The organism is Streptomyces griseus subsp. griseus (assembly GCF_000720255.1).
GTDB lineage: Bacteria > Actinomycetota > Actinomycetes > Streptomycetales > Streptomycetaceae > Streptomyces > Streptomyces griseus_I.
In genome coordinates, this window is the sequence record NZ_JOJE01000049.1 from 26110 (window position 1) to 48534 (window position 22425).

A 22425-nucleotide genomic window follows, 5' to 3' on the forward strand; every position below is an offset into this window, starting at 1 on the left:
TGAACCGCTCACAGCGCGCACGCTCACAGCAAAACCGCAGGTAGAGCGATCACGCGAGCGTCCACGCCGTACACGCGCCCAGGCGATCACGCGCGGGGCCCCCTTTAGAAGGGGGCCCGCGTGAACGCCCCCTCCGTGAACGCCGCTCACTCCCACCCCCGCAAGCCTCACTCTCGCCCCGGAGCCCACGCCCTTGCACTCCCCTGCCCCGAGCGCCCCGGCAGCCATACGCGGCAGCCGCGCCGGCATCACCCTGCTCCCGCTCGCCCCGGCCGCCGAGTACTCGCACCCGCTGGAGGTCGTCGCGTGAACCGCAACGGACGCATCACCCTCGTCGTCGGCCTGGTGGCCGTCGTCCTCATGGCCTTCCGGGTCTCGTGGAACGCGCTGTCCGACGTGGCCCGCGCCATCGGCGCCGACCCCACCGCCGCCCTGCTCTACCCGATCGTCATCGACGGGCTGATGGCCCTCGCGCTGGTCGCCACGCTCGTGCTGACCGGCAACGACCGCAAGTTCGCACTGCGGGTCCTGGCGACCTACACGATCGCCAGCCTCCTGCTGAACTACGTGCACGGCCTCATCCCGGCCCTGCACACCGAGTCGGTCCAGTGGGGCCGACTGGCCGACTGGGACCCTGCGAACTGTGCCCTTGTGCTGCTGGCGACCTCGCTCCCGGTCGGGTCGATCTACTTCGGGTCGGACCTCGTGGCGAAGGTGCTGCACCACACCCCCGAGTCGGCCGACTCCGCCGAAGCGGCCTTTGCCCAGTCGGAGAGTCGGCCAGCTGACGAGCAGGCCGCAAGGTCGAGGTCTGACCAGGCCGAATCGGCCCCCGAGCAGCCGACCGAGTCGGCACCCGTGAAGGTCGCCGAGGCAGCGGTGACGAGGCCGACCGAAGCCGACGATTCGGCCCCCGCTACCCGACCGCCCCAGTCGGCCGCCACGGTGGAGTCGACCAGGGCTGCCGCGCGTCGGGCGACCAGTCGGCTCCGCGCCACCGCCAAGTCGACCGCCGACCGAACCCGCACCGACGCCGAAATCCTCGACGAGGCCCGACTCCTGACTGCCGACTGGAGCGACGACCGGCTGACCGCCGAGCGTCTGCGCAGCGCACTACGGATCGGCCAGAAACGCGCCCGAGCCCTCCGCGACCAGCTGCAGGCCGAGCGCACCAGCCAGGCCGAGCCCACCGCGTACGACGACTTCGAGACCGCGCCTCTCGACGGGCTCGACGAAGCCGCCTCCCAGCGGCAGAGGGAACTCGACACCGCCCCCGTCGGCTCCGCCTGACCCCGCAAAACGCACCTTCGCCCCACCCTTCCGGCTCCCCCGTGCCCCGTGCGGACAAGCGCGGGGGCACGAGGCCGCGCAAAGCGAAGCACCGGACACCAGCACCCCACGGAGAACAGTTCGATGCACGATCCGCACCGCGAACTCGCCACCCGCCAGCAGGAGATGCCCACCGGCCTGAACAGCGGAGCAAGCAATGGCGATGGACCGTCCATAGGCCGGTCCATCGCGAACACCTCCGCCCCGGGGGTGGCGGAGGAGCTGCTCCGGCACGAGGGCGTGCCAGAGCAGGAGCGGGTGAGCGCCGGCGGACAGCCGACCGGTCTCGTCAGGGGGGCCAGGCAGCGTACGCCGCACCGCCGCGCGAACCTCGACGCGCAGCGTTCCGAGCACGTCACCGCCCGCTTCGCTCCGCATGAGAAGCACGACATCCAGTCGGCGGCGAAAGCCGAGCACGTGACCATGGCGCGATACATCGCCGACGCCACCATGGCCCGCGTCCGCGGTGAGATCACCGTCGCCGCCCCTCGCACTGTCTACGACGATGCGGTCGATGAGCTCGCCACCATCCGGGCGCAGATCGCCCGGATCGGCAACAACGTCAACCAGATCGCCCGGCGCCTCAACTCGGGCGGCGATCCACACCCTGTGGACGCCGCGATCCTTCAGCGGGCGGAGCGCCTGCTCGCCACCGCCCACGACACGGTCCGGGCGATCGACGACGCGGCTTTCCGGGCAGCCGGGCAGAAGGCGGGTGGCCTGAGTTGATCGCGAACATCGTCAAGCCGGGCAACAACACCTACGGCGTCCTGGCGTACCTCTTCGACAAGGGCCGCGCCAACGAACACACCGACCAGCACATCGTCGCTTCCTGGGATGACTTCGTTCTGGACCCCGGCCCGTATGACAGCCCCGGGCACAAGCAGCGGCTCGGCCAGCTCACCAAGGCCCTGGATCTGCGGGTCGAGCAGGCTGGCGACAAGGCACCCGAGGGACACGTGTGGCACTGCTCGGTGCGCGCCGCGCCCGAGGACCGCCTCCTGACCGATGCCGAGTGGGCGACGATCGCCAAGCGCATGGTCCATGCGACCGGCATCGCACCGGAGGGCGATCCGGACGGCTGCCGGTGGGTGGCCGTGCGCCACGCGGACGACCACATCCACATCGTCGCCACCAAAGTCCGCGGCGACCTGCGCCCGCCGCGGAACTGGAACGACTACCACCGCGCCATGACCGAACTCGCCAGGATCGAGAAGGACTTCGGCCTCACCCAGGTTCCGCGGGGCCCCGAAGCCGCCACCGGCACTCCGGCGGCGAAGCGCCCCACCCGCGCCGAGCAGGAGAAGGCCCGACGGCTGGGCCACCACAAGACGGCTCGCGAGCGGCTGCGGCACACCGTGCGGATCGCGCTCTCCCACGCGAAGGACCTGGACGAGTTCTTCAACCTGCTCGCCGACGCCGGTCTTCAGGTCGAGACCCGCACTTTGCCCTCCGGCGACCTCGGCGGCTACAAAGTCGCCCTGCCTGACGACGGCACACCCATCTGGTACTCCGGCTCCAGCCTCGCCACCGATCTGTCCCTCCCGCAGATCCAGCAGCGTCTGGCCGCCGCCGAAGCGCACTCCGCCACGGCGGCCTCACCAGCCGGCCACTACCGCCCAAGCCCTTGGCACCGGGCCACCGCAGCCGCAGAACGTATCCCCCACCACCTTGATCACGCCGACGACAGCGCCGCACAAGCCCACCTGACCGTCTTCGGCGAAGTCCTCTACGCCTTGCCCGCCCACGCCCCCGTCCATCTCAAGGCCGAACTCCACCGCGCCGCCGTCGCCTTCGAGCACGCCGCCCACACCTGTGCCCGCGCCGACCACCAGCACGCCCGCGCCCTGCGCGGCGCTCTGAAAGCCATGCGCTACCAGCCCGCGGACCACACCGGCCTGGCCATGCTCCTGGACGTCGCCATCCTCGTCGTCGTCGCAGCCCAGCGCCGCAGCGCGCTGCACCACCACGACCGGCAGGTGGCCGCCGCTCGCCAAACGCTCATCCATCTCCAGGCCGCCTACGACCAGATCACCCCCGCCAGCCTCGCCGTACTCGCCAGGCGCCGGCCTTCCGAAAGCACTGTCCACCGGTACGCCCGCACCCTGCACGAGGTCCTGCCCTCCCACTCCGGACAGATCCTCACCGAGGCTGCCTGGCCCGCACTCACCGCAGCCCTCGCCGCCGCCGAAGCCGCAGGCCACATCCCCGCAGCCGTCCTCCGGCAGGCAGCCCAGCAGCGCTCCTTGAGCGACGCCAAATCGGCATCCGAAGTTCTCGTCTGGCGTATCCAACGCCTCGGCGACCGGCACGCCCCCGGCCCAGGTGCACGAGCCGCGCAAGCCAGTAGCCCCCACATCCCCCGCGTCGGGTCCACAGCGCGGGCCACCGCAGCGACACCCCCCATATCCACGCAGACGCCATCCCGCCCTCACCGGCCGCGGTGAGCACCAGCCCCCTGACGCAGCGGCCGCGCACGCCTCGCACCCGCTACCGAGAACCACCGAAGTCACGATGACAACCGATCAAAGACAACAGCCCTGCCCCCGGCCTTACGACGCCGCAGGACATCTGCGGTGCGTCACCGGCACCCCATCCGACGAGGAGCCCATCATCCAGACCCACCCCACCGCCGACATGTTCCCGATGCTGAGCGCCGACGAGCTGCACGACCTGGCCGAGTCCATCAAGACCGAGGGCCAGCACGAGGCCATCGTCCTGTCCGCCGACGGTGTCCTCCTCGACGGGCGTAACCGTCTGGCCGCCTGCGAGATCGCCGGCGTCGAGCCGCGCTTCACCACCTACAGCGGCAGCGACCCCAAGGGGCTGATCCTCGCCCACAACCTGCGACGTCGGCACATCAGCAAGGGCCAGCAGGCGATGATCGTGGCGATGGCCCGTTCCTTTTCGGAACACTCCCTGCGCCACCAGGCCAAGGTCCACAGCATCAGCCTGACCCGTCTCTCCAACGCGGCCACGGTCCTCAAGCACAACCCTCCCCTCGCCGAGCAGGTCCGCAGCGGCCAGCTCAGCCTCGATGCCGCCTACAGCACCGTGCGCGAACGCCAGGCCCGCTCCGCCGAGATCCAGGCCCAGCACGGCCGCCTGCGCGAGCATGCCCCCGACCTTGCCGAACAGGTCGTGGAGGGCCTCCGCACCCTTGACAACGCCATAGCGGCACTCGACCAGCGGCAGCACGAAGAACAGCTCCGGCAGTCCGTGCAGCACACGGACGCTCTCCGCCTCGCCGACGGAGACTCCGCCCCGCCCCTGGCCCAGCTCGTCGAGCGGGGAGACATCACCTGGGAGCAGGCCCACCAGCGCGCCGAAGAGTTCCTCGTCCACCGGCGGAACGCCGTCCAGCAAGCGCAGCAGGCTCTCCGGGTGGTCGCCGAGAACTGGGCCACGGTCCAAGACCTCGCTGCCCGACCCGAGACCCCCTACAGGCGGGACATCCTTGACGGCCTCACGCCCGAAGTCCGGTCCCTCGTCCAGAACCTGACCGCCCTGGCCTGACACGGCGGCGCCCCTGGGGCCGGCCTTGTGGGCTCCGGCCTCCAGGGGCGAGGACGGTGAAGACCGCCCTGGTCACGGGGCTCACCACCGTGGGGAAACGACAGGCAACTCCATGACCACGGCGGGGATCTGGCGGTACAGGAACCGGCCTCGGACTCGGGGCCTGCGACGCCGTCCGTGCCTGCCGATCCCGGCCCATCACCCCGTGAGCCTGACCGCCGTGGCCTTGGCGACCGCCTCGTGCAAGTGGGCGTCGACCAGGCTGGGGCTACCGGAGATCACGACTACCATCGGCCCGGTGCGGACGGCCGTCTGCTTGATGAGACTGCTGCGCCCGTCAGCGGTGAAGGTGAGCAGCAGGCTCCACCGCTCGTCCCCCAGCCGGGGTGCGGGCACGTTTTGGGGTGTGACGGTGATGGGGGTGTTGCCCGACACCACCTGGTACGTCGGACAAGAGACCATCGCATCGAAGATCTCCCCGATGTCCTTGGACAGCTTCGCCGCAGTATCGCTGTACAGCTCCTCGGTCAGCTCGGAGTTGTTGCCGCCGGCGTAGGTGAAGGACACCTTCGCCTTGCGGGGGAAGACGAGGCTGACGCCGGTCCCCGCGTCGCCGCCGATTTTCTCCAGTGCCGGGCAGCCGATCACGCTCACGTTTTCGTGCTGCGCGGAACGCTGCGGCATTCGGGCGTAGCCCTGGCCCAGGTCGCTCTCTTCCAGGAGTCGCTTGGCCAGCGCGGCCGAGGACAGCGGAGCGGGCGCCGGGACGCTCTCGTCGTCTGGGTGCACCGGGACGATCGGGGAGGACATCGGGCCGGAGGAGACGGCGCTGCCATGGGAACAGCCCGCCAGGGTCAGGACGGCAAGGGCGCTGAGGCTGAGGACGGTCGTGGTGTGAAGGCGCATAGGAAACCCCTTTGTGGCCTGCGAAGCGGACGGTCTGACCAGGCCGGCCCTCCGGGCGTCGGCAGTACGAAGGGGAGCGGGGGTTTCGGGAGGTCAATGGCCGAGGTGGCGCAGGCCCTCTTCGAGAGTGGGGTGGAACCGGTCGACAGGACCGGAGTGACGGTTGAACCAGACCGCATCCAGGCCGGGCTCCCTCGTCTCGTGGCCCGCCCGGCAGCGCAGCCATATCGAGTCGTCGCGCAGGCAGAAGACGATCCAATCCCGATACGCGCCGCACCCGGGGCACGTACGGACCTCGCCGTCGACGACGAGCGGCTGAAGCCAGCGCATCATCACCCCGGCCACCTCCTGGGCCGACGGCAGCCGCAACTCCGGCGGCAGGAAGTCGGGCACCGCCACTTCCTCCGCGGCAGGATCCTGTGGTGGGGGCTCGGGGCAGCCGGGCCATGGCTGGGTGGCCTGCAGTCGCAGGAGCAGCTCGTAGCCCGCACGCTGGGCTTCACGGAATGCACGGTCCTCGCGGGCGCGTCGAAAGAACACGACTTTCTCCTTCTCTGTCATCGGGCAGGCGCGGAGAACACGCCTCATACGTCTGACCTGCTGCTACTCGGGGAGATCGGCGACGAGCCGCACAACAGTGGATCCTCTGGGGCAGCGGCTATCAGCTGCGGCGGACGACAGTGAGCCGCCCCTCAGCGCTCTCGGGCACAGTGTGGCGAGGCACCGGGACCGGGGAGGCGAGTGAGGACGCGAACGCGGCGACCAAGTCATGGGGGACGCTGGCGCTGAAGCTGGCACACCACAGGTACGGGGCGCCAGGAACGGGGTCCGCCCACGCCTGCCAGCCCACCAGGTCAGGACGCGGGTCGCCGTCCTCGATGAGCGGCGGCAGCATCTCCAGGGAGACGCAGGAGGAGAACCCGGGGTCTGCGGCAGTGGTGCGGGGGCGGTCCACATCGCGGATCCAGCCCCGGGCACTCAACGCTTCGAGGACCGTCTCAGGCCCCTCGAAGCAGACATTGGGCGCCTCACGGGCGTCGAGCGCCATGAGGAGATCGGCGAGCGCCTCGTAGGAGACGCCGGTGGTGAAGTACGCGTTCCACACCGGCATCGCGGAGGCGGCATGCGCGCGGACGCTCAGCTGCCAGGCGACGGGCAGACCGCCCAGCTCGAACGGGTAGGCCGCGAGGATCCACTCGGCGCCACGCAGCCCGTCCGGGCTTACGTATAGAAGCGTGTGACGGGAGGTGGGCCACATGCGCCAGCCGAGGTCGGACAGGGTGGCGCCGATCTGTTCGGCGAGCACACCGTCGTCGCCGGCCAGATGACGCGGGGTGACCCAGTACACAGGGTCGGGCAAGTCGGGTCGGGAGCGGTCGCTGGAGTGGTGCGGGAGCAGGGGCGCCTCCATGAGTTCGTGGGGTAGAAGACTGGCCGTCCAGGATTATCGGCGTCACTTCGCTGGCCAGGTCTTCCGGCAAGGTGTTGGAGGGTGGCATGGCTGTGCGGCTGTTCGCCAGTCGTTTCGCCATCTTTCCTGTCTGCCTGCGGCGAACTGGTTGAAAGGTGGACGGGATTGCTCAAAGAGGCGGGCCGCGCCCATCGCGGATCCGGCGTGTGATCGCCAGGGTCATACGTCGCGGTGGCCCTCGACGGGCGGCCGCCGATGGCGCGCAGCGCGGTCCACATCCCGCACTTGATCGACTAGCTTGGGAGTCCTAACCGTGCCGTTGTCGTAGCCGACAGCGCGCCTTGCGGAAGCTGGTGCGCCCCGTGGCTCAGACGCGCCCTTGACCAAGGTCTACGAGGACTGTTCCGTTAGGGAAGTTGGGGCGTTCTACTCGGGGGTTGCCTTCGTGACCAGGTCGGTTGGCGGTGCGTGGTGCGTCAATAGCGCCACCAGGCAGGAATCGGCCGTTCCCTCGGCTGATGGGGCCTCCGTATGAGACTCCGGCGCGGGATCGCGATCGCCGTCGTCGCCGGAGGCGGCGCTGTGACCACAATGCTGGTCGGGCTCGTCACGAACGCCGTGTCCGATGAGTCGCGGTGGCCCGGCTGGCTGGGGTGGTTACAGGAGCACGCCTGGTTCTCGTTCGTCGTGTTGGGCGTGACGATGGCGGGGCTGACGGCCCTGCTCGCCGGCCTCTCCGAGACGCGGCCTCCCACCCCTCCGGGCCGACCGGAGGACGGAGCAGGGCCAGGGGCCGCTCAGGTGCTGCGTTCGTTGCCGCGCGACACCGCCGCGTTCACCGACCGTGCCGCGGAGCTGGAACGGCTGGTGGGCTCGGTGCGGGCCTCACAGGAGCGTGGCGAGGGGCTGCCCGTTCACGTGATCGACGGCATGCCCGGTGTTGGGAAGACCACCTTCGCCGTGCACGCAGGCCACCTGCTCTCCGAGCGGTTCCCCGACGGACAGCTCTTCGTGAACCTCAACGGGCACACGCCGGGGCGCACTCCGGTGCAGGCCGGCGAGGCGCTCGCCTCGCTTCTCGCGGCCGCCGGCGTGCCGACGCAGCAGATTCCCGTCGGTGACGACATCGGAGCGGTCACGGAGGCCCGGGCCGCCATGTGGCGGAGCAGGCTCGCGGACAAGAAGGCGCTGCTGATTCTCGACAACGCGGCCAGCTACCGACAGTTGGAGCCGCTGCTCCCCGGTGGGAGCGGGTGCTTGGTGTTGGTGACCAGTCGCAAGCGGCTGGTGGCGAACGAGGAGGTGGTCATGTCGGTGGACGCACTGCCGCCGGATCACGCGGTCGACCTCTTCGTGCGGCTCAGTGGGCGGCCAGCCGACGCTCTCGGCCGGGATGTGGTGGACGAGTTGGTGCGACTGTGCGGGTGTCTGCCGCTGGGGGTGTCGTTGCTCGCGGCACGGTTGCGGCACCATCCGTCCTGGGGCGCCGAGGACCTGCGCGGGCGGCTGGTGGCGGCGCGGGACCGGCTGGGGGAGCTGCGCGCCGGGGAACGCGCCGTCACCGCGACGTTCGATCTGTCCTATCGGGATCTCGCGCCGGAGCGGCAGCGCTTCTTCCGACAGCTCGGCTTCTTTCCGGGCACCGATCTCGACCCGCACGTCGGTGCGGCGCTTGATGAGGTCTCGGTCGTGGTGGCCCGTCGACATCTTGAGGCGCTCTACGACGACCATCTGATCGACGAACAACCGGGGAGTCGCTACCGGCTGCATGATCTCTTGCGCGACTACGCTCGCGGTCTCGCTGCCGAGGGAGACAGCATGGACCACGTACAGGCCGTCCAGCGTGTGTGCACCTACTACCTGGCCACTCTCGTCGTTGCGAATGGGCACATCGTGCGCAGCGGCGCCGCGGTGCCACCGGCTCCGGACAGCGCCTCGCGGGTGGAAACCCCAGCCTTGGAGTCGCGGGCGGATGCCCTGAGCTGGCTGGAGACCGAGCGGGCCAACATCCTGGCCTGCGTCCGGCGGGCGAACGGCCTCGCCCTGTATGACCTCGTGGTCCGGCTCGCCGCGGCTATGGCGCCCTTCCTGCGCCAGGCCGGTCCCTGGGACCAGGCTGTCGGGCTCCACCGGACCGCTGCCGAGGCCGCCCGCCACACCGGCGACCAGCGGGCACGGGGCGATGCTCTCGCCGAGCTGGGGGTCGTACGCCGCTTCATGGCCGCCTACCCACAGGCGATCGAGGCCCTGAACGACGCCGTGACGGCGTACGAAGCAGTCGACGACCGGCGCGGCAAGGCGGACGCACTCAACCAGCTCGGCATCGTCTGGTACCTGACTGCGGACAACGAGGACGCAGCCCGCGCCCAGACCGAGGCCCTCTCCCTCTACCGTGAGCTGGGCAACCGGCTCGGACAGGCGAACGCGCTTGCCGATCTCGGCATGACACACCGGCAGATGAGTCGGTTCGACGCCGCAGTGGAGGCGCAGAGCGAGGCCCTGGCGATCTACCGGGAACTCGGTGACCGGTACGGGGAGGCGAACTCCCTGCGGGACCTGGGTGTCGCGCACTGCCTCATGGGCACGTACGACCTGGCCACGCGGCATCATCAGGAAGCGTTCGACATCTACCTGGAGCTGGACGACCGTGTGCACCAGGCTTACGCGCTGAATGAGTTGGGCGTCGTCCGACGGCTGACCGGGGACACCGAGGGAGCGCGGACGGCACACAGCCAGGCCCTGACGCACTTTACCGAGCTCGGTGAACGGTTCGGCCGCGCGACCAGCGTCCGCCACCTTGGCGTCGTGGAGCGTGTGACCGGGGATGCGACAGAGGCGATCCGGCTTCTGGTGGAGGCCCTGGACGTTTACCGCGAACTCGGCAGCCGCGGAGGTGAGGCCGCCTCGCTGAGCGAGCTGGGCGTGGCGCGCGGCATCGTCGGTGAGCGCGACGGCGCGATCGAGGCGTTCCAACGCGGCTTGGAGATCCTGCGGGACTTGGGCGACCGGTGCGGCGAGGCAGAGGTACTGAACCACTGGGGGATGCTGCTGCTCACCTCCGATGAACCGCCGGCCGCCCGTCGGCACTTCGATCAGGGGCTCACGCTCGCGCGGGACTCCCGCTGCCCGCTTGAGGAGGCGCGGGCACTGGAAGGCATCGGCCGCTGCGACTGGACGATTGACGGGCCTGGTCACGGAGTGACCTCGCTTCGAGCCGCCGCGACCGTGTACCGGCGATTGGGCGTGAGCGCGGCCGCGGACGACATCGAACGGTTGCTGGTGCCGCGGTCCGGTTGACGCCGACCATGTGGCCGAATTTCCTGTGCCAGGTGGGTGGTTGAGGATGCTAAGTTTCCGGCTGATCTGGTCGCTTCAGCCCCATCGCACCGTGCCACCTCCGGCACGTACCTCACGAGGAGCGTTGAATGCCGTCACCCGCGTCCGTCACCGAGCCACGCATCATCACGCCCGTCGGCCCGGCGTCCGCGGAGCCGACGGCGGCCGGCACCGCCGTCCTGGACCGCGTGGCCGCCCGTGTCCGGAAGCGGCTGGAGGCCGAGGAGGGCGCGACGAGCCGGGTCGGCGACGGCGCCCACGCGGCCTCGCTCATCTGGCCCTGGCCGCTGTGAGCACGTCCGCTCGATGACAGAACCCGAAGGCCCCGTTCCTTTCCGGACGTTCATCCTCAAGGTCGCCAACCGCTGCAATATCGACTGCGACTACTGTTTCGTCTTCAACTCCAAGGACCAGGCGGCGCGGCGCCTGCCCGCCCGAATGGACCTCGCCGTGGTACGGGCTGCGGCCCGGCAGATAGGTGAGCACGCTTCCGCGCACCGCCTTCGGGCCATCCACGTCGTCCTGCATGGCGGGGAGCCGCTTCTCGTCGGTGTCGGGCACATGGCCGATCTGTTGCAGGCCGTCCGGGACAGCGTGCCGGCCGGGACCCGGGTCCTCTTCGAGCTCCAGACCAACGGGACTCTTCTTTCCGGTGCATGGCTGGACCTCTTCGAACAGTACGAGGTCGCGGTGGGCGTCAGCCTCGACGGACCGCCGCGTGCGAACGACCGGCACCGGCTGACGCACACCGGGCGGTCGAGCGCCGCCTCCGCCGTGCGCGGCATCGAACTCCTGCGGTCGCGGCCACATCTGTTCGCGGGGCTGCTCGCCGTCGTGGACCTGGCCAACGACCCCGTAAAGGTCCACGACTATCTGGCGGCGTTCGAACCGCCGGTGATCGACTTCGGCCTGCCGCACGCAACCCACGACGACCCGCCGCACCGCTCCGACCCGAGCGTGCCCGAATACGGGCTGTGGATGAGCAGGGTGTATGACGCCTGGCTCGCCCGGCCCGAGTACGGGCACAGCGTCCGGATGCTTGAGGACATCGTGGCTCTCACCTCTGGCGTGCGCGGCTCGGTGGAGACGCTCGGCCTGGCCCCGCCGACGAGCGTCGTGATCGAGTCCGACGGCTCCATCGAGGCCGTGGACACCCTGAGGTCGGTCGAGGAGGGTGCCACCTGGCTCGGTCTCGACGTCCTCCGCCACTCCTTCGACGAAGCGCTGTCGCATCCAAAGCTGCTGCACCGGCAGCACGGCAAGGAAGCGCTCGCCGAGCAGTGCCGCGCCTGCCCGCTCGTGGACGTGTGCGGCGGTGGCTACCTCCCACACCGCTTCAGCGAAGCCCAGGGTTACCGGAATCCGTCTGTCTACTGCGCGGACCTGGAGTACCTCATCCGACACGTCCAGGGCTCCCTGCGGCAGCACGGCTGGGACCCCTACGCGCAGGCCGCCTCGTCGCCGTAGACGCGTGTGCCGTACCGCCAGGAGGGGATCACGCGTTGGAACGAACGAGTGCAGCAGCGACCGAAGCAATCGAGGAAGGACAGGAGGCGCCGATGACCGTGACGATCCGTCCCGCGGAGAAGCGGGACGTCCCGGCCGTGGCCGAGCTGATCGAGGAGATCGAGCGGTTCTACGGGGCGACCGACACAGATATCCAGCCGATCGAGGAGCGCCGCATCCAGGTGGAAGAAGCCCTCTTCGGCGTGCCACCGCTGGCTTCCGCCCTGCTCGTCGAGGACGAGACCGGGGGCATTGTGGGCCTCGCCGCGTATTCCTTCCTCTGGCCGGCCGCCGGTTCCTCGCACTCCCTGTTCCTGAAGGAGCTCTACGTCCGCGACACCCTGCGTCGGCAGGGCATCGGTGCTCGCCTCATGGACGAACTCCGCGCCCTGGCCGCCGCGCGCCCCGGCTGCAGCCGGGTGGAATGGATGGCCGACCGCGACAACCCAGGCGCACGGGCCTTCTACGAGTCGCGCGGGTTCACCGAGTCCGACGGGAAGATCGTCTACCGGGTCGACTCCAGCAGGGCGTGAGGGTGGTACGAGGCCAGTGGAAGTAGAGCGCTGCGGCGAGTGCGGCGGCAAGATCGTCATCGGGCTCGGATGCGAGTGTCCGCCGGGCTCGTCGGCGTCGGCGCCCGCGCGTTCCGTAGGCACGTTCGTGAAGAGGGAGTGGCGTGCTCACCCGGATGACACGATCCTGATCTCCCCGAAGCAGGTCGCGCACAGGCCCGGATGGTGCGACCACATGACCGAGGACGACGTACGGCCCCCGAGGTGGGGGTGGATCCCGAATCCTCCACCTGGGCTCTGGGAGCGGTTGAGCAGTGCTTCTCCGGCGACCGCCACCGCGGGCAATCCGAGGCGACGGGCCGTGCGGCGGTGCACCGACTGTGAGGCGAACCTCGCGCAGGGCTGACCCCCGTGCTCCAACGCCGCTCTGTTCTCGTTCGGTGGGCGCGGCCGCACCTGCCAACGGCCACGCCCCCTGGCGTCAGGAGCAGTAGGCGATGACGAGCCGCACGGAGGGCCGGTCGATCAAGGCTCCGTCGGCGAGGTCGCCGTCCGGTGTGTCCGCGGGGTAGGCCGTGACCACGGGTTCGGCGGTCCGGGCCGGGCTCCAGGCGCGGATCTGCGCGCAGATCCGCTCGGCGAGATCGGCGCCGGCCGGGCCGTAGCCGACGGCTCCCAGCTGGAACCGGGGTTCTGTCTCGGGGGCTTCGGCGGTCCGTTCCAGGGTGAGGTACGCGATGGAGTCCCCCTCGACGAGGGCGGGGCTCAGGGCGGGTGAGGCGGGGCGGTGGAGGCCGGCCTCCACCGCTGCGGGCTTCGCAGTGATGCGGCAGGTCGCTCGCTCGGTGGCGCTCAGCCGCAGCCAGACGCCGTCGAACGACTCGACGGGGCCGACCGTCACATCGGTCCAGACGACCGACTTCGTTCGGGTGAGCGCGTCGCGAAGGAGTTCCGGGGCGATGGACTGGTCCTCGTCCCAGTAGAGCCTGACGAGCCGGTCGTCGTCGATGTAATCGTTCCGCTCTCCGTCCTGGCCGATCACCGGGAGGAAGCCGCACATCTTGACGGAGTCGGACCGCATCCGACTCTCCTCGCGTTGGAAGGCCACGGCCCTGGAGAGCCCGCGCCACCGCAGTGGGACCACGAGGCGTCCGCCGACAGCGAGCTGGTCCCACCAGGCGCCGGGAAGGTCCCACATGCCGACCGTGGCGATCATTCGGTCGTACGGGCTGAACTCCGGGGCGCCGAGGGCGCCGTCCCTCGTGACGACGCGAACGTCTTCGTATCCGTTGGCGTCCAGCGTCCGGCGGGCGTAGGCGGTCACGTCGGGGGCGATGTCGCATGTGGTGACCTGTCCGGACTTCCCGGTGAGGTGCTTGAGAAGGGCGGCGTTGTAGCCGGTGCCGGCCCCGATCTCGAAGACGTTGTCGCCTTCGCGGACGGCGAGCTGGACCAGCATGAAGTGCACGACGTCGGGCTGGGAGGCGCAGCTCAGCGGGAGTGCGTCCTTGTCGGGGTTCTCCTTGATCGTCACGCTCTTGTTGGCGTACGCCTCCTCGATGGGCGCGTCGGGGAGGAAGGCGTGGCGGGGTACGGTCCGCAGCGCGGTTTCGACGCGTGCGTCGCGGAGGCCGGAGAGGTCCTCTTTCAGGATGGCGTCGACCAGACGGTTGCGCAGGTCGTCGGGGGAGGCGCCAGTGGTGGTGTTCATCGCGTCCTTTCGGAAGGTGCCCGGCTGTGCGTACGGCAGGGGTAGATCGTTCTCATTTGTTCTGGTGTGCGGATGCGGTTCGCGGCGTCACCCTGTCAGGAGCAGGCAGCGGTCCCAGGGGGCGGTGATCGCAGTGTTGGCGGGGTCGGTGAGACGGACCAGGTGGATGCCTGCCGTGCCGTCCATCAGGCCGGTACCGTCCGGTAGTCCGTGGTGGTCCAGGTGCTTGTCGAGCCGGATGTTCAGGCGGCGTAGATGCGATGCGAGTTCGTCGTTGAGGGCGTCGGCGGCGGCACGGGAGACGGTCTGTATGAGCCCCGCCCAGCCGTGACAGAGGGAGGCGTCGGTGAGCTGGGCGAGCTGCTGGTCGTCGGCCAGGCATCCGGCCAGGGCCTGCTCGGCCTGGCGTTGCCGGTCACGGTCGCCGAGGGCGAGGCCGGCGAGTTGCTGGGCGCGGGCGATGCCGGGTGTGCCATAGCACCAGGACGGGCGTCTCGGTCCTGGGCGCTGGAGTTCGCCGCGTCGGTGTTCGGCTCGGGTGATCAGGTCCGGCCACCAGGCGTCCAAGTCGGTGCCGTTGCGCCACCGGTCAAGCCAGTCGCAGATTCGGGTGATGGCTTGCGTCTGTCCGGGCACCGTGTGGCCGTGTCGCAGGGCCGTGGCCAGCAGCGCCAGCGGTCCGGTGATGCCGTGGGCGAGGCCGAGGTTGCCGTGTCCGCCGGGCCATCGCGGCGTCGGTCGCAGATCGGGGCTGTCTTCCGTCCACCAGCCGGGCAGACGTTGCGCTTCGATGGTGATCGGTTCCGTCAGCCGCACCAGGTAGGCGAGGACGTCCTGAAGTTCCGTCTTGTGGCCGCGGTGCAGGTGGTACACGGCCAGCCCGGTCAGTCCGCTGATGAGGTCGTACTCGCCCAGGGTGGGCAACGCGCCGCGATCGATGCGGGCGTGTGCCCGCTGGAGTCGTTGGCGTGTGACGTCGGCGAGGTGTGTGTCCAGGGTCGCCAGGGCGCGCGTGGCGGTGTTCGTGTGCGTGAAGGTGAGGACGTACGCGACGGCCGGGGCGCCCTCGTACAGACCGCATGCTTCGGCGGCGGCTTGGATCGGGCCCTTGAGCATGGCGGCGGCCCATGGCCGGAGCGCGTCCCTGTCGTCTTCGCCGGTGTGGGCCCTGACGGCGTGCAGCAGGGCGACTCCCGCCGCGCCGGAGTACAGCGACTGGCCCCAGCCCGGCCCGGTGGGTGTGGGTGGCGCGTCGTAGGTCATCAGCGGCTCTCCCCCGGCCAGGCAACCCACGCGACGGCGGACTGACGGGCAAGGCGGCGGCAGATCCTCTCGTCCTCCCGGTCCAGGCTACGAAGGCGGTTGTGGTGCATGTGCAGCAAGGATTCCAGGACGGAGTCGAGGTCCATGGTCTCGGCGAGGTGCTCGCGATACAGCGCCAGGGCCACGGCGCGACGGTGCCACGCTTGGGCGAGCTCTTCGCCCCAGCTTCGGGCACGAGGCGTAGTGCGGCGAACGAGTTCGATGGCCTGGTCGCTGACGCCTCGCTCGACGCGAGCCGGAGGCGCGGGCCGGTTCGCCAGCCACCGCATGCCCTCGTCGGGGCCGAGCAAGCCGCAGGCGATGTCCACCATGCCGACCGCGGCCAGCGCACGTCCGTCGACGCCGTCGACTCCGGGGCCCTGCAAGGCGGCGAGGACGTAGGCCGAGTCGGCCGTGAACACCGCCTCGGCACAGCGCAGGGCGGCGGCTGGGCCGTAACGGCCGATCTCGGGGGTGTACGTGTCGAACACGAGCTTGCTGCTGAGCCCCTCGCGGCGCAGCCCGGTGGCCCATCCGGCGACGAGCTCAGTGCAGGCGGCGTACTGTCCGGGGCTGCGGGTGCGGATGCGCAGACGCAGGTGGTCGAGGTCGTTCGGGGTGCGGTATCGGACGAACCACCACTCGGGTGTGCTCGGGAGTTGGGCCGCGAGCCGCGCGAGGTGGGTACCGATCAGCTCATCGAGCTGTTCGGGGTGGCTGTAGATCTTGGCGTTCAGCCAGGGTGCCTGGACCGCGCCCGGTACGGGCCCGAGGGTGCTGTTGGTGAGCACGGGGAGGAAGCCGGAGAGCGGGTCGGGTATCGGCCGGCGGGTGCTGGTCATCGGCAGGGCGATCTCGTGGACGTGGCCGCCGATCCAGCCGTAGGTCTCCTCGGCCGGCGCCTCCGTCAGCACGGCATGGTTTTCCCGGTCCAGGTGGGCGCGTAGGACGGTGGCGTGGGCGGGCACGTCGAGTTGGAGCCGACGTGTCCGGTCGTCCTCCCGCAGTTCGACGGCGCCATGGCAGTGCCACCGCTTCCGCCACCGGCCGAGGGCGTCGGTCCACTCCCGCATGTCCGCGCCGCGGCTTGGAAGGTCGTCAGCGGTCAGGTTCCAGCGACTGGGAGAGAGGTTCACGCGCCCGTAGCGGACGCGTGGCAGGAACGGCAGCCGTGCGCCGTGCGGCCCCCAGTCGAAGCTGGTCCAGGCAGGGCCGAAGGAACGGGTCAGGTGCGCCAGGAACCTGGCCAGGGGCGGGGGTTGCTTGTCCAGGGCCATGGCGTGGAAGACCTGCGGGTCCACCAGGCGACGGCGGGAGATGCTGACCAGGTACAGCCGGGTGTGCGTGGCTGTGACCGCGAGGTCGTCGACGTCGATGACCGTCGGCGCGGTGTTGTTGTCGAGGCTGCGGTGCTCGCCCAACGGAATCACGTGCGGAAGATAGGCGGGGATGCGGGCGACGTTCTCTGTGTGCGGATAGAGGGGCGGGAAGGAGAGCTGCGCGGTCAGCGCGTTCTCGACGCCCGTGGGAGCTTGGCGGTAGACCTCGTCGAGTCCCGTGCCGGTGGCGACCGGAGTGAACCGGGAGGTGAGCGTGCCTGCGGCGCGGGCTGGTGTCACCGTGAGTGTGAAGTCCCCGCGTTCCAGGGCGGACAGGCTGTCGGCGTGCAGACGCGCGCACATCTCCACGTGGGGCGGTGCCTCCTGCCCGGTCGGTGCATCGCCGGCCAGGCGGTCGATCAGGTCGTCGGTGAGGACGATCTCCCTGCTGCCGTCAGCCAGCGCCTGCCAGGCCAGGGCCAACAGCCGCTCGTCACGCTCGGAGACTGTTGGGGGCGGTGCGGTCATGCGGCTGCCCGGGTATTCGGCCGGGTAGCCGAGCCCGGACGCTGGGTCGACGACCTCCTTCACCGGTACGAGGGTGCCGGTGCCGTACCGTTCCCAGAACGCGACCTGGTACTCCTTCCACACACCTTGGCCCGTCGGTCGGCGGGTGAGCCGCAGCAGAGCATCGGCAGCTCTCTCCATCTCCTGCGCGACGCTCTCGGGGATCCGTACTTCGGCATCCAGCCTCAGGTCGACGGCCAAGGGGCTTCGGCCCGCGTCGGAGAGCCGACGTAGCCGCCCCGTGAGTTCCTCCCGAGCCAGCCCTTGCGTGCTCGCCGGGCGCCGGTTGTGCTCGTGTACGGCGCGTTGCACCGCTTCCAGCTCGTGCAGAACCGGCGCGACCTCCGGCATCGTGCCCGCGTCCGCGCCGTGCAGCCGGTCAATCAGGTGGGACAGCGGATCGGTGTTGGTCATCGGCGCGCGCAAATTGGTGATCAGGAATTTCTCGCGCACCAGCGCGCCGAGCAGTGTGCGGATGTTCTGCGGCTCAGTTTGAGGGAAGGAGGCGGCCAACTGCTCGGCGAGGGCGGCGAAGCGGACCGACCCGCCCGCGAGGCGCTCGATCACGCGTACCGCACTGGTGCGCCGGACGGTGGCCCCCATCGGTCCGCCGTGCGGGACATGCAGCCGCCCGCCGCGGCGCGCCGCCAGGTTGTTGAGGACGACATCCAGGCGCTCCAGCAGGGTCGGGCACGCCTCCAGGCGGACGATGACGTCGTCCAGCCACTCGGTATCCACCCGCGCCACGGCCTGGTGTGCGTCTCCCCACCTCACGTGTGGCGTCGAACCCACGCTGGCCGCGGTGACTCCCGCGAAGAGGCCGAACGGGGTCGGTCGTCCGGTGGCGCGCAACAAGTAGCGGCCGGTGGCCATGGCGGCGCGCCGGACCTGCTTGGAGCGTGTCGGCTGCCCGGCGCAGATCGCGTCGACCCGAGAGGCGAGATCACCGCTCGCCTGCCGTACGGCGTCCGAGAACCGCGCATCGGCCCACACCTGCTTCAGCCACCTGCCGCACGCCTCCGTGTCGGACGAATCAGGCCACCATGTCGGCAGACCCGTCAGCGGCATCGCGGCGGCCCGCAGCAGCGCCGCGCCCGTGTGCTGGTAGAGCTTTCCGTCGCTTCCCATCCCCATGCCTCCGCCATCAGTGCTGTGAACGAGCGGGGTCGGGAGCGGCACCGCCCCCGACCCCGAGCACGAGCCGCCGTCAGACGGCGCTCGCGCAGGAAGAGGCACAGGACGGCGCACACCCGTCACCGGTACCGCACGCCTTGGGGAGCAGATCGGCACCGACCTCCGTGACGATGGTCAGGTCGACGTCGAACGGGTCAGCGGGCGCCTCGGGGACGGCCGTCGCAGCGGACGCCCCGGTGGTGGCCGTCGTGATCGGGCTGAGCATGGTTGCGGTCATCGCACTTCCTCTTCTGTCGGAAGGATCCGAACGGTTCGTCGTGCTGCCCGGCCTGCGTATGGATTGCCGCAAGGCCGGGTTTCTGCGTTCGCACCTTGGGTGCGGCCCCTCTCCGGTTGACCGGATTCCGTGGGGGACATGGATTCGGAGCATCCGGAGAGAGGGGTCGAGGACACGGGCCGGGGCTACCGGGACTGGCCCGCGTAGAGCGTGGTCAAGGTTGTGCCGGTCACCAGGACGGGCAGGAACAGCACCTGGAAGGTGCCGAAGCCGAACCGACCGATGTACGTAGCCGGATGCCGCAGCACCCATCCGACCTGGCCGAGCATCTGCAGGAGCAACCGTTGCCGCATCCGGGCCATCACGCCGCCGACCGCCGTGCGACCGTGGCGCCTGCGGCATCGACGACCGCCCACGGGGTCGTGATCAGCGCTCCGGTGCGAGCCTGCCAGGCAGCGAGGTTCGCCCTGTCCTCCTCCAGATGCCCCAGCATCACGAGCAGAGGGGTGACGATCCCGGCCGCCTTCCCCTGCTCGACCGCGGCCAAAGCGTTGTGCCAGCCCTCGCACAGGGCGCGGCTCTCGAACGGTGCCGCCCGGTCGACGAACGTCTCGACCGCCTCCCAGCCGGCATCGGCCACGTACCGCCGTGCGCTGGCCACACTGTGGTCGGCGGCCTCACCGAGTGACGCGGGCAGACAGGCGTACAACACCAGGTGCGTGCCCGGGGGCACCTCGTGTGGTGCGGTCTGCCTCGCACTGCCGCTCATTCCGCGTTACCTCCAGCCAGGTGAACCGAGACGCCAAGGGTCCGGCGCCTCGACGAAGAGCCTCGCCGGGGGCAGTCGGCGGCGGTACGCCGTCAGCACGCCGTTCGTCCGCCGTCCGGCGGCGCGCAAGGAGGCGGAGCCGCGGCGTACCGCCGCAGCTCACGCGTGGCGAGGCTGATCGGTCCAGTGCCAAGCGGAAACGAGAAGCGGCGATGGACGCGGTGGACGAAGAGCGCCTCTGCAGGCGGACGCCAGTACGGCGTCATTGGGTGAAGCTGGCCGATTGCACCGAGCCTTCGGGCCTCGCGCGCAGACACGTACGAGAGTTCCTTGATGGTCGTGCCGCGCCGGAGCGGGTCGACGACGCCGTTCTGATCGCCTCGGAGCTCGTGGGCAATGCGCTCAGGCACACAGTCGGCGGACCGGACTGCATGTGTGTGGAGGTCTACCGGGACGTGGCGGTACTACGAGTCCATGACGCAGGACGGGATGTCTCCAGGGTCCGGGCACGCTCTGCGGAGGAGTCGGTGGATGAGTTGACGGGCAGTGGTCTCGGACTGCTGCTCGTCGCGGAGTTGGCCTCCGCGTGGTCCGTCCGGCAGACCGCGATCGGCAAGGAAGTGGTCGTGGTTCTCGCCTTGGGCGCCAGCGGGCTACCCGAGCGTGACGTTCCTCCGCACATCCCAGCGGTACGTCCGCCTTTCACGGCGGAGTTCCACCAACTGGACGGCGGACACGGAGAGTTCGACAGCCGGTAGAGCGCGAAGTCCTGAGACCGTCTCCACAACGGGCGCGGCGGGGCGCCGGCGGTTGTTGTACGCGAGGCTCAGGTGCGGCCGGAACGCGGACGTCGGCTTCTTCGGGGCCAGATCGACGCTGCTTCCCGCCTTGGCCAGCGCGTGGTGCAGCCGGAGCAGGGGTTCCCAGGGTCCGAGGGATAGCCGGACAGCGCCGCGGGAGCCGGCCAGCGGCATGGCGTGTACGGAGAACGCGGAGGGCAGCAGCGCCTCGGCGTCCCGTGCCAAGCTGTCCAGCTGGCCGGGGGTGACGACGCCCGGCGTTCCGACTCGGGCGAGGGTGATGTGCAAGCCGTCCGTCGGCACCGGGTCGAGGCCGAGGGGCGCCAGCTCCTCCTGGCAGTGCCCGGCGAGAGCAGCGAGCCGCTGATCATCTGGGAAGGTCAGCATCCAGTAGTACGCCCGGCTGCCGTCCGACCAGCCTGGGCGTGCCCAGTGGTCGGTCATCTCGTCGAGTGCGCTGAACGCCGCCCAGTCGTGGGCCGCGGTGACCGCCGGGTCGTGCGTGTCGGCGGGGGGCTCGGCGGGGAAGGCGGCGGGATCGGCGCTGAGCAGGTGCACCCGACGTACTCCTTCGGCTTCACACTGCCCCGGAATACGACGACACCCATGGCGCCTACGACGCGGATGACGCCATGGCCAGGGCCGCTGGCTGCGAGCTCCAGGTCCGGAACTCGTCGCCATAATCGCGTACCGCCGAGTGATCACGCCACGGCCCGGCCTGCTCATGCAGGTCACGGGAGCGTTGGTAGACGGAGCTGATCGGTGTGTCTCCGCACAGCCGCAGTGCCTCACGGCCCAGCGCCATCGCCTCGTCGATGTCGGGCGTGCGCTGCTGCAGCAGCGCGGTGGCGACGTCGAGGCGTACGAGCGAACGGCTCCAGGAGGAGGTCGAGTGCTCCACCAGGTCGTCGATGTGCTCGGCGTCGCGCAGTACCTGGGCCGTGTTGCGCAGCGCGACGTGTGACGTGACGGCGTTGGCCAGCGTCCGGGCCCGTCCGTACGGCTCGAAGGAGATGCAGGAGGTCAGCCCGACGGGTACCTCGTGGAGGTCGGAGAGGCGGAGTGCCTGTCCGATGGTCTGCTCGACGGCACGCCGGTCGCCGGTCTTGCCGAGGGCCCGGGCCCGGCCGTTGGCGAGCAGGCGGATGGACTGGGCGTGGCGCGGGGCTCGCTCGACGGCCGCGGCCGCGCAAGCGTCCGCCTCGTCGTACCGGCCGGCGTAGTAGAGGCTGAAGGAGAGGGTGCCGCACGCCCAGAGGTCGGTGTCCAGGTCGCCGATCTCACGGCTGAGATCCCGGGCTTCGGTGCAGTACGCCTCCGAGAGCGCGAAGTCGCCCGTGTTCACCGCCATGTATCCGAGCAGGCCGGAGGCACGGGCGGCGACGCGGAAGAGCTCCCGGCGCGTGCGTGGGGGCTGGCGGCCGTCAAGGAGGGTGTGGGCGAGCTGCCGCACCTGGCGGGCCTGGGGACGGAGGACGTACGGCCCGTCCTCTTCGTACCGGCTGGCGATGCCCTCCAGCGAGGAGTCGAGGAAGGCGAGCGTCGCGTCGTCGGCGTTGCTGGCCGTGAGCTGCCGGGTCCGAGTGACGATGTCCAGTGGGTTCTCGTCGTCCTCGCGTGGCGGAGGCGCACTCGTCGCCTGCTGGCCCGTGCTCGACCCCTCGTCGCGGTCGTGCGCGGAGTCGCCGTCGTACGCCGTGGAGAACAGCTCGGACACGGGTCTGCCCAGCATGTGCTCCAGAACTCGGCAGGCGTCAGGACGGGGCAGAGTCAGCAACTCCCCGCCGTACCAGCGGTCGAACTGGCGTGAAGAGACCTGGAGGGACGCCAGGCGGGGGTCTCGGTCGAGCTCTGCCAGCCGGGCGGCGGCCCGCTCGTACTGGGCGGCGAAAGCCTCGTGCGTCGTCAGGTGCCGTTGCTGGAGCAGCTGCCGAAGCAGCGTTGTCCGTGGCATGGCCCACCCTCCTGGTACGGCGTGCAGGACCGACGCGAAGGCGCGTGCCGGTAGCGAGGTCGGGGCCTGCTCGCCC

General features: G+C 70.2%; 21 protein-coding genes. 10 read left to right on the forward strand and 11 right to left on the reverse strand.

What is annotated here, in order from left to right; translation table 11 throughout:
- Nucleotides 1-306: 306 nt before the first annotated feature.
- The 4 genes from IG99_RS38295 (at nt 307) to IG99_RS44535 (ending at nt 4845) form a co-directional block, all read left to right on the forward strand.
- Entirely contained in the window at nt 307-1290 is a 984-nt protein-coding gene (locus IG99_RS38295) for a DUF2637 domain-containing protein (RefSeq protein WP_037682592.1), read from the forward strand.
- Nucleotides 1291-1413: 123 nt separating this feature from the next.
- Complete coding sequence (locus IG99_RS38300) at nt 1414-2058, forward strand: MobC family plasmid mobilization relaxosome protein (RefSeq protein ID WP_037682594.1); 645 nt, start codon at nt 1414-1416, stop codon at nt 2056-2058.
- The gene (locus tag IG99_RS38305) at nt 2055-3776 is read left to right on the forward strand and encodes a relaxase/mobilization nuclease domain-containing protein (RefSeq protein WP_037682597.1); all 1722 of its coding nucleotides are present in this window, start codon (nt 2055-2057) and stop codon (nt 3774-3776) included. Before IG99_RS38300 ends, IG99_RS38305 begins: the two co-directional genes overlap by 4 nt.
- Nucleotides 3777-3843: 67 nt before the next feature.
- Nucleotides 3844-4845 (forward strand): ParB/RepB/Spo0J family partition protein, encoded by a 1002-nt coding sequence (locus IG99_RS44535; RefSeq protein WP_158973325.1) that lies wholly within the window; start codon nt 3844-3846, stop codon nt 4843-4845.
- A gap of 198 nt (nt 4846-5043) precedes the next feature.
- Here the strand turns inward: IG99_RS44535 and IG99_RS38315 are convergent, their stop codons facing one another.
- Nucleotides 5044-5751 carry a hypothetical protein gene (locus IG99_RS38315; protein WP_037682598.1) on the reverse strand — a complete coding sequence of 236 codons (708 nt, stop codon included), beginning with the start codon at nt 5749-5751 and terminating at the stop codon, nt 5044-5046.
- Nucleotides 5752-5844: 93 nt separating this feature from the next.
- Entirely contained in the window at nt 5845-6291 is a 447-nt protein-coding gene (locus IG99_RS49845) for a hypothetical protein (protein ID WP_234312102.1), read from the reverse strand.
- Between the two features lie 19 nt (nt 6292-6310).
- Between IG99_RS49845 and IG99_RS52220 the strand changes: the two genes are divergently transcribed.
- Nucleotides 6311-6496, forward strand: coding sequence for a TilS substrate-binding domain-containing protein (locus tag IG99_RS52220; RefSeq protein ID WP_394298073.1), 186 nt, complete (start codon nt 6311-6313; stop codon nt 6494-6496).
- Here IG99_RS52220 and IG99_RS38325 read toward each other — a convergent pair.
- Nucleotides 6413-7162, reverse strand: coding sequence for an SPDY domain-containing protein (locus IG99_RS38325; protein WP_037682600.1), 750 nt, complete (start codon nt 7160-7162; stop codon nt 6413-6415). The genes IG99_RS52220 and IG99_RS38325 overlap by 84 nt on opposite strands.
- A gap of 531 nt (nt 7163-7693) precedes the next feature.
- Between IG99_RS38325 and haaT the strand changes: the two genes are divergently transcribed.
- The 4 genes from haaT (at nt 7694) to haaN (ending at nt 12537) form a co-directional block, all read left to right on the forward strand.
- Nucleotides 7694-10459, forward strand: coding sequence for a cyclophane-containing RiPP biosynthesis TPR protein HaaT (haaT, locus tag IG99_RS38330; protein WP_199815698.1), 2766 nt, complete (start codon nt 7694-7696; stop codon nt 10457-10459).
- Between the two features lie 128 nt (nt 10460-10587).
- Nucleotides 10588-10791 carry a HaaA family cyclophane-containing RiPP peptide gene (gene haaA, locus IG99_RS38335; protein ID WP_037682602.1) on the forward strand — a complete coding sequence of 68 codons (204 nt, stop codon included), beginning with the start codon at nt 10588-10590 and terminating at the stop codon, nt 10789-10791.
- A gap of 13 nt (nt 10792-10804) precedes the next feature.
- Entirely contained in the window at nt 10805-11965 is a 1161-nt protein-coding gene (locus IG99_RS38340) for an FxsB family cyclophane-forming radical SAM/SPASM peptide maturase (protein ID WP_037682604.1), read from the forward strand.
- Nucleotides 11966-12057: 92 nt separating this feature from the next.
- The gene (gene haaN, locus IG99_RS38345) at nt 12058-12537 is read left to right on the forward strand and encodes a cyclophane-containing RiPP N-acetyltransferase HaaN (protein ID WP_037682606.1); all 480 of its coding nucleotides are present in this window, start codon (nt 12058-12060) and stop codon (nt 12535-12537) included.
- A gap of 460 nt (nt 12538-12997) precedes the next feature.
- On the opposite strand, the gene fxlM is transcribed toward haaN, so the two are convergent.
- The 6 genes from fxlM to IG99_RS38370 all read right to left on the reverse strand — a co-directional run bounded on the left by fxlM (nt 12998) and on the right by IG99_RS38370 (nt 19595).
- On the reverse strand, nt 12998-14227 hold the full coding sequence (gene fxlM / locus IG99_RS38350; RefSeq protein WP_037682609.1) for a methyltransferase, FxLD system: 1230 nt from the start codon (nt 14225-14227) through the stop codon (nt 12998-13000).
- A gap of 87 nt (nt 14228-14314) precedes the next feature.
- Nucleotides 14315-15490: a lanthionine synthetase C family protein gene (locus IG99_RS38355; protein WP_037682644.1), complete on the reverse strand. Its 1176-nt coding sequence runs from the start codon at nt 15488-15490 to the stop codon at nt 14315-14317.
- Nucleotides 15490-18543: a lantibiotic dehydratase gene (locus tag IG99_RS38360; RefSeq protein WP_037682612.1), complete on the reverse strand. Its 3054-nt coding sequence runs from the start codon at nt 18541-18543 to the stop codon at nt 15490-15492. Before IG99_RS38360 ends, IG99_RS38355 begins: the two co-directional genes overlap by 1 nt.
- Nucleotides 18544-18622: 79 nt before the next feature.
- Nucleotides 18623-18826, reverse strand: a complete 204-nt coding sequence (locus IG99_RS38365; RefSeq protein WP_037682614.1) for an FxLD family lanthipeptide — start codon at nt 18824-18826, stop codon at nt 18623-18625.
- A 185-nt stretch (nt 18827-19011) separates the two neighbouring features.
- The gene (locus IG99_RS49235; protein ID WP_199815701.1) at nt 19012-19179 is read right to left on the reverse strand and encodes a hypothetical protein; all 168 of its coding nucleotides are present in this window, start codon (nt 19177-19179) and stop codon (nt 19012-19014) included.
- Between the two features lie 8 nt (nt 19180-19187).
- On the reverse strand, nt 19188-19595 hold the full coding sequence (locus tag IG99_RS38370) for a hypothetical protein (RefSeq protein ID WP_234312103.1): 408 nt from the start codon (nt 19593-19595) through the stop codon (nt 19188-19190).
- A 212-nt stretch (nt 19596-19807) separates the two neighbouring features.
- Between IG99_RS38370 and IG99_RS50930 the strand changes: the two genes are divergently transcribed.
- Complete coding sequence (locus tag IG99_RS50930; protein WP_078948167.1) at nt 19808-20353, forward strand: ATP-binding protein; 546 nt, start codon at nt 19808-19810, stop codon at nt 20351-20353.
- Here the strand turns inward: IG99_RS50930 and IG99_RS38375 are convergent.
- A complete protein-coding gene (locus IG99_RS38375; protein WP_037682616.1) occupies nt 20249-20953 on the reverse strand; it encodes a 2'-5' RNA ligase family protein in 705 nt (234 codons plus the stop codon). The genes IG99_RS50930 and IG99_RS38375 overlap by 105 nt on opposite strands.
- A 55-nt stretch (nt 20954-21008) precedes the next feature.
- Nucleotides 21009-22349 (reverse strand): hypothetical protein, encoded by a 1341-nt coding sequence (locus tag IG99_RS38380; RefSeq protein WP_037682619.1) that lies wholly within the window; start codon nt 22347-22349, stop codon nt 21009-21011.
- Nucleotides 22350-22425: the final 76 nt, after the last annotated feature.

What these genes read in the sequence shown, in the direction of transcription:
- IG99_RS38300 (WP_037682594.1), top strand. Translation starts at nt 1,414, where the DNA reads ATGCACGATCCGCACCGCGAACTCGCCACCCGCCAGCAGGAGATGCCC.
- IG99_RS44535 (WP_158973325.1), top strand. Translation starts at nt 3,844, where the DNA reads ATGACAACCGATCAAAGACAACAGCCCTGCCCCCGGCCTTACGACGCC.
- IG99_RS38315 (WP_037682598.1), bottom strand. Translation starts at nt 5,751, where the DNA reads ATGCGCCTTCACACCACGACCGTCCTCAGCCTCAGCGCCCTTGCCGTC.
- IG99_RS38325 (WP_037682600.1), bottom strand. Translation starts at nt 7,162, where the DNA reads ATGGAGGCGCCCCTGCTCCCGCACCACTCCAGCGACCGCTCCCGACCC.
- haaT (WP_199815698.1), top strand. Translation starts at nt 7,694, where the DNA reads ATGAGACTCCGGCGCGGGATCGCGATCGCCGTCGTCGCCGGAGGCGGC.
- haaA (WP_037682602.1), top strand. Translation starts at nt 10,588, where the DNA reads ATGCCGTCACCCGCGTCCGTCACCGAGCCACGCATCATCACGCCCGTC.
- IG99_RS38340 (WP_037682604.1), top strand. Translation starts at nt 10,805, where the DNA reads ATGACAGAACCCGAAGGCCCCGTTCCTTTCCGGACGTTCATCCTCAAG.
- haaN (WP_037682606.1), top strand. Translation starts at nt 12,058, where the DNA reads ATGACCGTGACGATCCGTCCCGCGGAGAAGCGGGACGTCCCGGCCGTG.
- fxlM (WP_037682609.1), bottom strand. Translation starts at nt 14,227, where the DNA reads ATGAACACCACCACTGGCGCCTCCCCCGACGACCTGCGCAACCGTCTG.
- IG99_RS38355 (WP_037682644.1), bottom strand. Translation starts at nt 15,490, where the DNA reads ATGACCTACGACGCGCCACCCACACCCACCGGGCCGGGCTGGGGCCAG.
- IG99_RS38360 (WP_037682612.1), bottom strand. Translation starts at nt 18,543, where the DNA reads ATGGGAAGCGACGGAAAGCTCTACCAGCACACGGGCGCGGCGCTGCTG.
- IG99_RS38365 (WP_037682614.1), bottom strand. Translation starts at nt 18,826, where the DNA reads ATGACCGCAACCATGCTCAGCCCGATCACGACGGCCACCACCGGGGCG.
- IG99_RS49235 (WP_199815701.1), bottom strand. Translation starts at nt 19,179, where the DNA reads ATGCGGCAACGGTTGCTCCTGCAGATGCTCGGCCAGGTCGGATGGGTG.
- IG99_RS38370 (WP_234312103.1), bottom strand. Translation starts at nt 19,595, where the DNA reads ATGAGCGGCAGTGCGAGGCAGACCGCACCACACGAGGTGCCCCCGGGC.
- IG99_RS50930 (WP_078948167.1), top strand. Translation starts at nt 19,808, where the DNA reads ATGGACGCGGTGGACGAAGAGCGCCTCTGCAGGCGGACGCCAGTACGG.
- IG99_RS38380 (WP_037682619.1), bottom strand. Translation starts at nt 22,349, where the DNA reads ATGCCACGGACAACGCTGCTTCGGCAGCTGCTCCAGCAACGGCACCTG.